Source organism: Symbiobacterium terraclitae (assembly GCF_017874315.1).
GTDB classification, from domain to species: Bacteria; Bacillota; Sulfobacillia; order Symbiobacteriales; family Symbiobacteriaceae; genus Symbiobacterium; species Symbiobacterium terraclitae.
The window spans coordinates 38,847-51,301 of sequence record NZ_JAGGLG010000018.1; the positions used below are offsets into that span (position 1 = coordinate 38,847).

Here is a 12,455-nt window from a genome sequence, read left to right on the forward strand (position 1 = left end):
GTGTAGGGGTGTAAGGAATGTTCAGCAATGGCTTCTACGATTCTCGGTGGCGATTCGTTGCAGGCCCTCACTTGTCGCCATGAACGTCCGGCTGGTAGCAGGTCAGGATCCGCTCGAGGAGCGGTCGCACCTCCGCGAGGCGACCGCCCGGGGCTGAGACCTGAACGATCTGCTCCCACAGCCCCGGACGCCAGAACCCGACGGCCAGCACCCACCGGTCGGGATCGAGCGCATCGGGTCCCTCGGCGAACAGCCCCTCGAGGCCGTTCGCACTCCGGAACGGCTGCGGATCCCGGTCCCTGAACTGCCAGCGGCTGCGAACCGACTCTTCCGAGGCTTCCTCCCGGAAGAAGGTGCCGGTCCAGCCCCACAGCTCACCGTCCGGGTCCACAAGGTTCATCTGGTCCCCCGTCACCGTGATCGGGCTCAGGTCCCACCCCGCGGGCACGCAGACCGTGCCGTGTCGCGTCTTCTCTGGGCTCAGCGGCACATCTGCGGGTCCGTCGGACAGGCCCGGCCCGGGCTGGTCCTCCGGGGCGGATTGCTCGCCTGGCGCCTCCTGGACCGGTTGGGGGACCGCATCGCCCTGGCCGGATCGTGCGGTGTTCTCGGCTTCAGGAGGCGACGGTCGAGAAGCCTCGGGATCCTGGATATCCCTGCCGGTCGATGTGACAGAACCCAAGACGATGACGGCAACCAGCGCGCAGATGATTCGCCAGTGGTTCACCTCATCTACCCCCTTTTCTCGGCCACGGCCGTGGGTCCCACACCCTGAAGGCTTGTCCCCCGGGTCTGCGCACGTGCTGACCGAGTCAGTGAACGCGAAAGGGGGAGCGACCCGCTCGTGGCGCTCCCCCGAGATGACGTGAGGCGTTGGGGTGCATCTACTGTGCCGTCAACCCCTGTGCCAACGCTGTTCCAAGTGGCCGGGACGTGACGTGCACGAGGACCATCTGAGAGCCCTGCGTAAGCCATACAGAGCCGCGCCGCCTGTCGGAAGGTTGAGCTTACGTCTCATTCGTCCAGGACGACCGAAAGGTACTTGTACTCCAGGTAGTCGTCCAGCCCGTGATGACCGCCCTCGCGCCCGAGGCCGCTCTCCTTGATCCCGCCGAAGGGCGCCTGCGGAACCGCCAGGAGGGAGTCGTTGACCGCGACCATCCCGTACTCCAGCGCCTCGCTCACCCGCACGGTCCGGCCGAGGTTGCGCGTGAAGATGTAGGCGGCCAGGCCGTACGGGGTGTCGTTGGCCCGCCGGATCACCTCGTCCTCGGTGCGGAACGTCATGATCGGGGCGACCGGGCCGAAGGTCTCCTCCCGCACGATCCGCATGTCGTCGCTGACCTGGTCGAGCAGCGTCGGGGCGTAGAAGTAGCCGCGGTCGAAGCCCGCTCCGGTCAGGCGGTGGCCGCCGGTCAGGACCCGGGCTCCCTTGCTGAGGGAGTCGCTGACGTGCTCCTCCACCTTCCGGTAGGCGGCCTCGTCGATGAGCGGGCCGACGCTGGTGCCCTCCTCGAAGCCGTTCCCCACGCGCAGCTTGCGCACCGCCTCCACTAGGCGCTCGGTGAACGCCTCGGCCACAGACTCCTGCACGTAGATCCGGTTGGCGCAGATGCAGGTCTGTCCGGCGTTGCGGAACTTGCTGATCACCGCTCCCTGCACGGCGGCGTCGAGGTCGGCATCGTCGAAGACGATGAAGGGCGCGTGGCCGCCCAGTTCCATGCTGACGCGCTTCATCTGCGCAGCCGCACCCTGCATCAGGTACTTGCCCACCTCGGTGGAGCCGGTGAAGGAGATCTTCCTGACCAGGCGGTTCTCGAGGAACTCCTTGCCCACCGCGGCCGGCTGGCTGGTGGTGACGATGTTGACCACCCCGGCAGGCAGGCCGGCCTCCTGGATGATCTCGCCCAGGAGCAGCGCGCTCAGGGGGGTCTGCTCGGCGGGCTTGATGACGACCGTACAGCCCGCCGCCAGCGCCGGGGCGATCTTGCGGGTGATCATGGAGGACGGGAAGTTCCAGGGGGTGATCGCCGCGACGACGCCCACCGGCTGGCGCAGCACCCAGATGCGGGTCTTCCGGGACGAGCTGGGGATCACCTCGCCGTAGACGCGCCGGGTCTCCTCGGCGTACCAGTTCAGGTACTCCGCACCGTTGATCACCTCGCCCTTGGCTTCGGCCAGGGGCTTGCCGTTCTCCTCGGTCAGGACGCGGGCGAGCCGGTCGACGTTCTGCATGATCCCGTCGTAGACCTTGCGCATGTACCGGGCGCGCACGTGGGCGGGCAGCGCGGACCACTCCGCGAAGGCGGCGTGGGCAGCCTCGATCGCGGCCCGGGCGTCCTCCGCACCGGCGTCCGGCACGGTGGCCACCACCTCGCCGGTGGCAGGGTTGGTCACCGCAAACCGCTCGCCGCTGGCCGCCTCGGTCCACTTGCCGCCGATGAGAAGCTGATAGGTCTCCGCAGGCACCGTCGATCCCCCCAAGCTCAAGATGGCGAACTAATCATACGGTTTGGGGCAGGGGCTGTCAACTCGCGTCGGATCCGATGCAGCAGCGCACACGGCGTCGCCGGCGAGTCCTGCGAGGGCCTGTCCGGCCTGTGCCGGCAGGGAGCGTCAGCGCGGGCCTGCGATGAACCGCTGAACGTACCCATCCCACTGCGGAGGCCGAGCGTCGACCTCCTCAAAGCGCCCGCCGGTGTACCGGTCGATGGTCTTCCGCCAAAACGCGATCGCAACGGCGTTGGACCGCTGCTCGCCTACTTCCCACTCACCGGGAAACCGGTCGAACAGCGCGAACGCCACGATACGGCCGATCCCCCTCCTGCGCCATTTCCTGGCGATGAAGAACTCGGCGATGACGTGGTCGGTGCGCTCGTCTCCCAGGAAGGACACCCGGTTCTTCAGCACAAATCCCGCTACGGCATCGTCGACCCGTACGATAAACGGAACCCGTCCGTCCGCCCGGCCGCCGGGGGTCCAATAATGATCGAGGTAGTTGTACTCGAACATTCCATGCGCGTTGAAGTCCTGCCCGTTGAACTCGCTGAGGTCATGTTGGTACAGCTGCATCAGGTTCCTGACCACCGTCTTGTCCTCGATCGTGGCGATATCCAACTTCACGTCGTACTCGCACCCTGGCATGGTCTCCACACCCCCGCATCCCCGCAGCCGTAGAAGCGGCTGGGCCTTCACCGTGCCATGAAGCCGTCCGCACACGGTTCGCCAAGGGAGCCCACGCCTGAAGCCTGGGAGGGTCCGGCCCCTCGGCCGGACCCTCCTCCGTTTTTACCCCACCTTCACCCCGCCCCGGCTGAACCACTTCTGCAGCGCCGGGTAGACGTCTTTCTTCTCCGTAATCGTCACAATCACGAACCGCGGGTCCTTGATCGCCGAGAAGGCGCTCATCAGCGAGCTCGTGTAGCCGCCCTCCCGGATCTCCCCATACCCGAACAGGTTCGAGACCTCCAGCAGCTTGTGCACCAGCTCCACGCACAGCTTGTTGTCGTTGTCGCTCCAGTTGTCGCCGTCGGAGAAGTGGAAGGGATAGATGTTCCACCGCTCCGGATCGTACCGCTCCCGGATGATCTCCAGCGCCAGCCGGTAGGCCGAAGAGACCCGCGTTCCCCCGCTCTCGCCCATCTTGAAGAACGCCTCCTCATCCACCTCCTTGGCCTCCGAATGGTGGGTGATGAAGACGATCTCCACGTCCTGGTACTTCGTGCGGAGGAACCGGGTCATCCAGAAAAAGAGACTCCGGGTGATATACTTCTTAAACTCGCCCATCGAGCCCGAGGCGTCCCGCATCGCGATGACCACCGCGTTGCTGCTGGGGCGCAGCTCCTGCTCCCACACCTTGAAGCGCAGGTCGTCATTGGTAAGATTGCCGAAGCCCGCCACGCCCCGGCGGGCGTTTCGCTTCAGGTTCTCCATGATCGTCCGCCGCCGGTCGAGGTTGGCCATCGGCCCCTTCTTCCGCACCTCGGTGAAGCGCACTTCCTCCGTGGGGACCTCCTGCGTCGACTTGGGCTTCAGGTCGGGCAGCCCCAGGTCGGCGAAGATCAGCTCCGCCAGTTCGTCGACCGTCACCTCGGCCTCGTAGTAGTCAACGCCGGGCTGATCGCCGGGCTGATTGCCGGAGCCGGCCCCCTTGCCCGCTCCCCGCGCCCGGCCGAGCACGTCGCCCACCTTCGAGTTGCCGTCGCCCTGGCCCACGCGCTTGCCCTGGTTGGGGTCGAACCGGAAGCGGTACTCCTCCAGCGTCCGGATGGGTACTTTGACCAGGCGCTTGCCGTCGGAGGTGATGATGGACTCCTCGGCGATGATCTCAGGCAAATTCTCCTTGATCGCCTCCTTGATCTTCTCGTTGTGCCGCGCCTGATCGATCGGGCCCTTGCGGTGCAGGCTCCAGTCGTGCTGGGACGTCGAGGCCATACTCCTCCCCCCTCGCTGCGCACCCGTCCGTGGTGCACTGGTCTTGCTCCAGTCTATGCGGCGGGGCGGCCCGAGACTGTGCCGCGGCGCGGATTCCAGGCTGCTTTCGCTGTCAGATTATTTGTGTGTATATTCGGAAAACGGAAGGACTCACATCCTGTGCAGGCGAATCCCCCCTCCCACGAGGGCGACAGCCCTCGAATACAGATCGGAGGTGGAACGTCCATGCGAACAGGGATCCATGACCGACCCAGACGCCTTGATCCCCGGCTGCTGCGGACCGGACTTGCCCTGCTCCTGACCGCCGCCGTCCCGGCTCAGGCGATGGCGATGGTCGGCATCGGCGTCCGTCCGGGCCCGATCAAGGCGGGACCGGGAAAGCCTGCTGCGGTCTCCGTGTTCGGTGATGCCAAGGCCAACGTCGAGGCGAAGGTCCAGTCCACCGTACTGGAAGCTTTCCAGGAAAACGACAAGGTCACGTATCTGGTCAAGATGAAGGTGCAGGCGGACGTCGCCCAAGCTGCGGCCGCCGCACGGGCCAAGGCGGCCACGCCGGCATCGGCCGAACTGGCCGCCCGCAGCGCGGTCATCACGAGCCTGCAGGAGGCGGCCGACATCTCCCAGGCCGGGCTCATCAGCTTCCTGGAGAAGGCCCGGGCCGCGGGCCAGGTCGAGTCGTACGAGTCCTTCTGGATCACCAACATGGTAGCGGTCACGTCCGACAAGGAGACGATGCAGAAGATCGCCGCCCGTCCGGACGTGGAAGCGATCTACGAGAACGAGAAGGTCTACCTGATCGAGTCCGAGATCGTGGCCGAGGAGGCCGAGGCCGGCACGCTCTCGGGTGAGCCCGAGTGGAACATCACCCGGGTGGGCGCGCCCGCGGTCTGGGGCCAGTTTGCGATCGACGGCACCGGCGTCGTCGTGGCCAGCATGGACACCGGCGTCGACCCCGATCACCCGGCGCTGGCCGACCAGTACCGCGGCCAGGGCGCAGCCGACCACTCGGCGTTCTGGTATGACGCCGTGGGCGGCCGCGCCGCGCCCTACGACGACCACGGCCACGGCAGCCACACCACCGGCACGATGGTGGGCCGCGACCCCGACGGCACGAACCAGATCGGCGTGGCCCCGGGAGCCAAGTGGATCGCGGCCAAGATGCTGGACGCGAGCGGCAGCGGCCTCTCCACCTGGATCCTGAACGCGGGCCAGTGGATCCTGGCGCCCGGCGGCGACCCCGCCAACGCGCCGGACGTGGTGAACAACTCCTGGGGTGGCGGCCCCGGCATGAACGAGTGGTTCCGCGGCGTCGTGCAGGCCTGGCGTGAGGCCGGAATCGTGCCGATCTTCGCCAACGGCAACGACGGCCCGGGCGCCGGCACGGTCGCCGTCCCGGCCAACTACCCCGAATCGATCGGCGTGGGTAACACCACCCGCGACGACGGCCTGAGCAACACGTCGAGCCGCGGGCCCAGCCCGTACGGCGAGATCAAGCCCGAGGTCTCCGCTCCCGGCTCCGGCGTCCGCTCCGCGCTGCCGGGCGGCCTCTACGGCGTCGGCAGCGGCACCTCGATGGCGGCGCCCCACGCAGCGGGCGTGGTTGCGCTGCTGCGGCAGGTCGACGCCAGCATGAGCGTGGATGAGATCGAGGAGATCCTCACCAGCACGGCCGATCCCATGACGAACGCGCAGTATCCCACCGTACCCAACAACGGCTACGGCCACGGCATCGTCAACGCCTACAAGGCCGTCGCCACCGCGCTCGGCATGCCCGAGGGCCGCATCTCCGGCCGCGTCCTGTCCCAGGGCGACGACCTGAACGGCCCCACCATCAACCACACCCCAGTCACGGAGGGCTTCAAGTATACCCCCACCACCATCGTCGCAGAGATCACAGATGACGTCTCCCTCACCGCCGTCTACCTGCGCTTCCGCCAGCCCGGCCTCAGCTGGTGGGGCATCGTGGACATGACGCAGACCTCCGGCGACTACAAGGGCGGCACCTTCGTGGGCACGATCCCGGCCGAGCTCTCCACCACCGACACGATCGAGTACTACATCGAAGCGGTGGACTACGGCAACAACCGTGCCCGCAGCGGCAGCCCGACCAAGCCGCACGTCATCAGGCTGCACGATGCGGCGACGCCCGGCTACTTCGAGGACTTCGAGGGCGCGGCGGCAGGCTGGGTCTCGGCCGGTGAGCCCGCAGACCTCTGGCAGATCGGCGAGCCGACCTCCGGCCCGGGCTACGCCTACTCCGGCACCCGACTGGCGGCCACCAACCTGTCCGGCCCCTACACCAACAACGCACAGGCCTTCCTGATCTCCCCGCCCGTCGACCTGACCGGTGGCCCGGCGGCCCTCAGGTTCAAGCACTGGCACAACCTGGAGACCAACTTCGACGTGGGCATCGTGGCTGCGACCACCGACTTCGGCGAGACCTGGGACATCCTCGCCCAGTACACCGGCGCCAGCGGCGAGTATCGTGAGGCGATCATCGACCTGTCCGCCTACGCCGGCACGCCCAACCTCTTCATCGCCTTCGTCCTCGACACCGACGGCAGCGTCACCCGCGACGGCTGGTACGTGGACGACGTGGAGATCTACGTGGACGAGGAGGCCCCCGACGCCCCGTCCGGGCTGACCGCGCAGCCCACGGCCATGGGCACCGTCGCCCTCCACTGGGGCGCCGTGACCGCGGCTGACTTCGACCACTACACCATCTACCGCTCCACCGCCAGCGGCGAGGGCTACAGCGCCATCGCCACCACGGCGAACACCGGCTACATCGACGGCGACGTGACCGCCGGTACCACCTACTACTACGTGGTGACGGCCAGCGACTGGTTCGGCAACGAGAGCGCCTACTCCGCCGAGGCCTCGGCGACGGCGGCTGCCGTCGAGATCCGCTTCACCGACGACATGGAGGCCGGGCCCGGCGCCTGGACCACGGACGGCACCAACAACTCCTGGGAGTGGGGCGAGCCCACCAGCGGTCCTGAGCAGGCCTTCTCCGGCCGGTACCTGTGGGCGACCAACCTCTCCGGCAACTACCCGAGCAACGCCAACGCCTCCCTCGTCTCGCCGCCGATCGACCTGAGCGGCCTCAGCGCAGCCTCCCTGCAGTTCACCCACTGGTACGCGCTCGAGCGCAACTTCGACTACGGCCTGGTGGAGATCTCCGCCGACGGCGGCGCCACCTGGACGGAGCTGGCCCGCTACACCTCCCCGGCCAGCGGCGGCGCCCCGGTTGGCCCGGAGAGCCCGCTGATCGACCTCACCGCCTACGCGGGCCAGACCGTGCAGATCCGGTTCCGGCACACCTCTGACGGCTCCGTGCAGTATGCCGGCTGGTACGTGGACGACGTGATCGTGGCCGGTGCCGCGTCCGGCGTGTCGGCGGTCGACCTGAGCTTCTCGACCGGCGGCGAGCCCGCTGCGCTGAAGGACGGCCAGAAGCCGGCTGAGTCCGTCACGCTGCAGCACCGCATCGTCAAGGGCGACGGCGTCAAGTCCGAGTACCGCATCGACGACGGTGAGCCTGCGGTGGGCATCACGGCGCTGCCCATCCGCGAGGCCACGGTGACCGTGCTCGAGTCGGGCCGCGTGGTTCGCACCAACCCCGCTGACGGCTCGTACACGCTGGACCTGCCGGCCTCCACCTACACGCTCGTGGCCGAGTCCTACGGCTACTACCCGCAGCAGCGCGTGGTCACCGTGGAGGGCGGCGAGGAGGTCACCGTCAACTTCCTGCTCGAGGAGATCCCCTACGGTCTGCTGACGGGTACCGTCACCAACTCCCGCACCGGCGAGCCGGTTGAGGGCGCCCGGGTCCACGTGGTCGAGGACGCCCGCGTCGCCCCGACGACCACCGACGCCGGCGGCCGGTTCACCCTGCGGGTGCTGGAGGGCTCCTACACCCTGGTCATCTCGCACCGGAACTACTACAGCACCTCGCTGTCCGTGGAGGTTCCCGGCAACGAGACGACCGAGGTTGACGTGGCCCTGCAGCCCTTCGTGGGCATCCCCGGCGAGCTGGCCCACGACGACGGCACGGCCGAGACCGCCTGGGCGATGTACGACGCCGGCAACGGCTGGGCTGTGCGGTTCACCACCGAGCAGCCTGTGCTGGTGACCGGAGCCAAGGTCTACCTGTGGGATGCCAGCTGGCCCGGCATGGGCGCTGACGACTTCCTCGTGGCCGTGTTCGGTGCCAAGCCGGACGGCTCGCCCGGCGACCTCCTGGCCGGCCCGCTGCTGGTCGAGGACGGCATCCTGGGCGGCTGGAACGAGGTCGACCTGCGGGCCTTCGGCGTCACGGTGCAGGGCGACTTCTACGTGGCGTTCATCCAGGCCAACGACCACCCGTACACGCCGGGCCTGGCCTTTGACGAGTCCAGCGACCAGGGCCGCACGTGGGAGTACGTGGCCGGTGGCTGGGGCCCGTGGACCGAGCCCAGCAACGCCATGATCCGCGCCCTGGTCTCCGTCGAGGTCGGCGCTCCGGTGATCACGCTGCCGGCCGACGGCACCTTCACCAACCAGACCGAGGTTGCGGTTGAGGGCAAGAGCGTCAAGGGCGCCACGGTAACCATCTTCGACAACGGCGAGCAGGTCGCCGAGGTTGAGCCGGGCGACGACGGCGTCTTCACCGCCACCCTCGAACTGGCCGAGGGCGAGCACGTGCTGACCGCGGTGGCCGCCAACGACGAGGGCATGACCACCGATCCCTCAGCGCCGGTCCGGGTCACCGTGGACCTGACCGCACCGGAGTTGACGATCACCGCGCCGGAGGACGGCGCCATCCAGAACCACCGGCTCCTCACCGTCACGGGCCAGGCGACTGACCTGCACCTCGCCGGCGTCGACGTGAACGGCACCGCGGCCGAGGTCAGCGAGGACGGCCGGTACACGGCCGAGATCATCGTCCGCGAGGGCGAGAACCTCATCACCGTCACCGCCACCGACCGGGCCGGCAATGCGACCACCGCCACCGTGACGATGACGGTCGACAGCACCGCACCCGAGCTGACGAACCTCCAGCCTGACGCCGACCTGACGCTGACCACCGGCGACACGCTCACCGTCTCCTTCGAGTCCGAGCCCGGCCTGGCCCTGGCTGCGTTCAGCATCGTGGCTGACCTGGGCGGCGGCGGCGCCACCGGCGACGACGCCATCCACGGGCTCGAGCCCGGCGAGGTCGCGATGACCGAGACTGCCCCGGGCCTGTACGAGGGCACGTTCACCGTGCCGGAGGGCATGAGCCTGCCGCAGGCCTACGTGCGGTTCCGGGCGATGGATGCCGCGGGCAACACCACCCGTGCCACGGCCCCGGGCAGGCTGACCATCGAGGAGGGCAGCCAGGATCCCGGCGACCCGGGCGATCCCGGTGATCCCGGTGATCCCGGTGATCCCGGTGATCCCGGTGATCCCGGTGATCCGGGTGATCCCGGCGACCCCGGTGACCCCGGTGAGCCCGCCGGTCCCGTGGCCGTCATCGAAGGCCCCGAGGTCGTCCTGGTGAACAAGAACGGAGAGTGGAGCGGCTCCAGCTCCTACTCCGACTCCAGGATCACCCGGTACGAGTGGGACATGGGGGACGGCTCCAAGCCCGTCCGGAAGGCGACGGTGAAGCACAAGTACAAGCAGCCCGGGACGTACACCATCACCCTGACCGTCACCGACCAGGACGGCAACACTGATACCACGACCCTGGAAGTGGTCGTCGTCGAGCCGCCGGAGGCCGTCATCAACGGTCCCGCGTCGGTGAAGCAGCTGCACGTCGCCTCCTTCGACGGCAGCCAGTCCGCCGGCTCCCGGATCGTCCGGTACGAGTGGGACATGGGCGACGGCCGGCCGGCCCTCGAGGGCCCCAGCGTCGAGTACATGTGGCCGCGGACGGGCACCTACACCGTCCGGCTCACGGTGACCGACGAGTTTGGACACACCGGCACGACCACCCTCAAGGTCAAGGTAACCAAGTAAGCCTCCGGGCAGGAAGGGGAGCGGACACGCGCTCCCCTTCCGCCTGTGCTGTCGGATCACGCGGCGCGCACCGGTACGGGGCATGGCGGGCTTCGCGCCTCCCGCGGCCTGTGGGCGCCGCGCCGAGGCCCTGGTCCCGCCCGCCGGGTGGCACCCATGGGGCTTCCTGCCCCTGAGGGTTTTCACGTACCCCGGGATGTGGGAAGAGCACCTCACCCGCGAGGGCGAGTGCAGGCTCACAAATCACCCCCAATTTCACCCGGCCCGACCTGCAAAAAGGTGGTAAACTTCCTCCGAGTCCGCCCTTTGGGAGGGAGGAAGATCTGATGAAGCGCCGCGTGATGCGCCAGCTGCGGTCGGCGCTGGCCACGCTGCTCTCCCTGGCGGGACTGGTTGTGGCCGCCATCCCGGCTTTCGCGCAGGAGCCGGAGGAGCAGGCCGCGTGGGTCCTGGCCATGGAGCACGAAAACCTCGAATGGGAAAGGGAAGGGGGACCGCTCTGCCGGGATACCCGGTACAGCGTGACCATCGAGGCCTCGGAGAAGGACAGGCTGTACCGGATGCCGGTGGAGTGCCCTGACCTGCAGACGCTGGCCCCCGGGGACTCCGGCCACGTGGGTACCTACACGGTGAGGTACGACGGACCGGGGACGCTCCGGCTGCAGTTCAAGGCCGAGGTGCAGGGCGTCCTGTTCTCGGGGGATCACCCCATCGAGCTGACGATCGCGGACAACAGAGGGAACACCTACCCCTCCGACGGGAAGTACCGCAACGTGCCCAGCCCGGGCCCCGACAGCCCGCTGGTCTTCACGGTCAGCTACTCCTGGGACCGCGCGGCGGGTAACGCATATCAGGGGCACGAGGGCAAGGTCTTCCTCACCCTCCTCGCCAAGGGCACCGGCCAGTCCGGCGGTGGCGGTGGCGGCGGAGGCGGCGGTGGCGGAGGCGGTGGAGACACCCCGCCTGTTCAGCCGCCCACCACCGAAACGGAGACGCCCACCCCCGTCACCACCGGCCGGGTGGTCGTCCGGGTGCTGGGTGACCCGTGGGGCGACGGCGATCTGATCCCGCTTCCCGGCGCCGCCGTGACCCTGGCATCCTTTGCGGCCGAGACGGACGACAGCGGGCAGGCGGTGTTCGAGGGCCTCCCGTTCGGCTCCTACACGGCCATGGCGACCGCCGCCAACCCGTTCAGCGGCACGTCACCGCTCACGGGAACGGGTTCGGCGACGATTACCGCAGAGGAACCCGAGGGGTTCATCACCATCGTGCTCACCTGGCCGCCGGTCCCGCGCACCCCGCCCGGCGAGCCTGCAGAACCGCCTGCGGAGGAGCTGACCGGCTCCCTCACCGTGCGGGTGCTTGACGCCAGCCCGCGCAACGCCGGCGGGCCGAAGCCCATCGTCGGAGCCGTCGTGCAGGTGGCGGACCGCGCCGGGTACACCAACGCGGACGGCGAACTGCGGCTCGAGAGACTGCCGCTCGGCACGTACACCGCCTACGCCGAGGCTGCCGACCCAGCCCGTCCGGACGGCCCGCGCCGCAGCGGCACGGCCGTGGCGACGCTCACGGCCGAGCAGCCGGATCAGACGGTCACCATCGCGCTCTCCTGGTCGGACATCAGCGAGGTCGAGTTCGCGCCCGGCGGAATCGCCGGCCGCGTGTGTGCGCCCCGGCAGGGCGGCGCCCGCATCTGGGCGACGAATGAGGCCGGCGAGACCGTCGCGACGGTGGTCGCAGCCACGGGACGGCTGGGCGTGTGGCTGGACTACACCCTGAACGACCTGACCCCCGGCGTCTGGACGCTGTCGCTCCAGAACCCGGGCGACCGGGAGGTCTCGCAGCGGGTCGTCGTGCTCCCCGGGCAGGTCACCACCGCGCCGGACTTCACGCTGGCGTGCACGGGCGACGGGCCGGTGGCGCCGCCCAACTTCGGCTACTACGTCGCGGGTGGCGTTCTGCTGCTCGCCGGCTGGCAGCTGCGGCGGATGGGCAGAAGGCTGCAGGGATGATACGATAACACTGCCGCAACATTC

6 protein-coding genes are annotated in these 12,455 nt (G+C 68.7%); 2 read left to right on the forward strand and 4 right to left on the reverse strand.

The features are described from left to right. Window positions 1-67: 67 nt before the first annotated feature. The 4 genes from J2Z79_RS11120 to yhbH form a co-directional block, all read right to left on the reverse strand. Window positions 68-727 (reverse strand): hypothetical protein, encoded by a 660-nt coding sequence (locus J2Z79_RS11120; protein ID WP_209466960.1) that lies wholly within the window; start codon window positions 725-727, stop codon window positions 68-70. A 287-nt stretch (window positions 728-1,014) separates the two neighbouring features. Beyond that, window positions 1,015-2,469, reverse strand: coding sequence for an NAD-dependent succinate-semialdehyde dehydrogenase (locus tag J2Z79_RS11125; RefSeq protein WP_342589470.1), 1,455 nt, complete (start codon window positions 2,467-2,469; stop codon window positions 1,015-1,017). A 147-nt stretch (window positions 2,470-2,616) separates the two neighbouring features. Next, complete coding sequence (locus J2Z79_RS11130) at window positions 2,617-3,144, reverse strand: GNAT family N-acetyltransferase (RefSeq protein ID WP_342589473.1); 528 nt, start codon at window positions 3,142-3,144, stop codon at window positions 2,617-2,619. Between the two features lie 144 nt (window positions 3,145-3,288). Further along, window positions 3,289-4,434, reverse strand: a complete 1,146-nt coding sequence (gene yhbH, locus J2Z79_RS11135; RefSeq protein WP_209466962.1) for a sporulation protein YhbH — start codon at window positions 4,432-4,434, stop codon at window positions 3,289-3,291. 225 nt (window positions 4,435-4,659) lie between these two features. Here yhbH and J2Z79_RS11140 point away from each other — a divergent pair, with 225 nt between their 5' ends. Together J2Z79_RS11140 and J2Z79_RS11145 are read left to right on the forward strand one after the other, a co-directional pair. Beyond that, window positions 4,660-10,419: a S8 family serine peptidase gene (locus tag J2Z79_RS11140; protein ID WP_209466963.1), complete on the forward strand. Its 5,760-nt coding sequence runs from the start codon at window positions 4,660-4,662 to the stop codon at window positions 10,417-10,419. Between the two features lie 326 nt (window positions 10,420-10,745). Further along, window positions 10,746-12,431, forward strand: a complete 1,686-nt coding sequence (locus J2Z79_RS11145; RefSeq protein ID WP_209466964.1) for an MSCRAMM family protein — start codon at window positions 10,746-10,748, stop codon at window positions 12,429-12,431. Window positions 12,432-12,455: the final 24 nt, after the last annotated feature.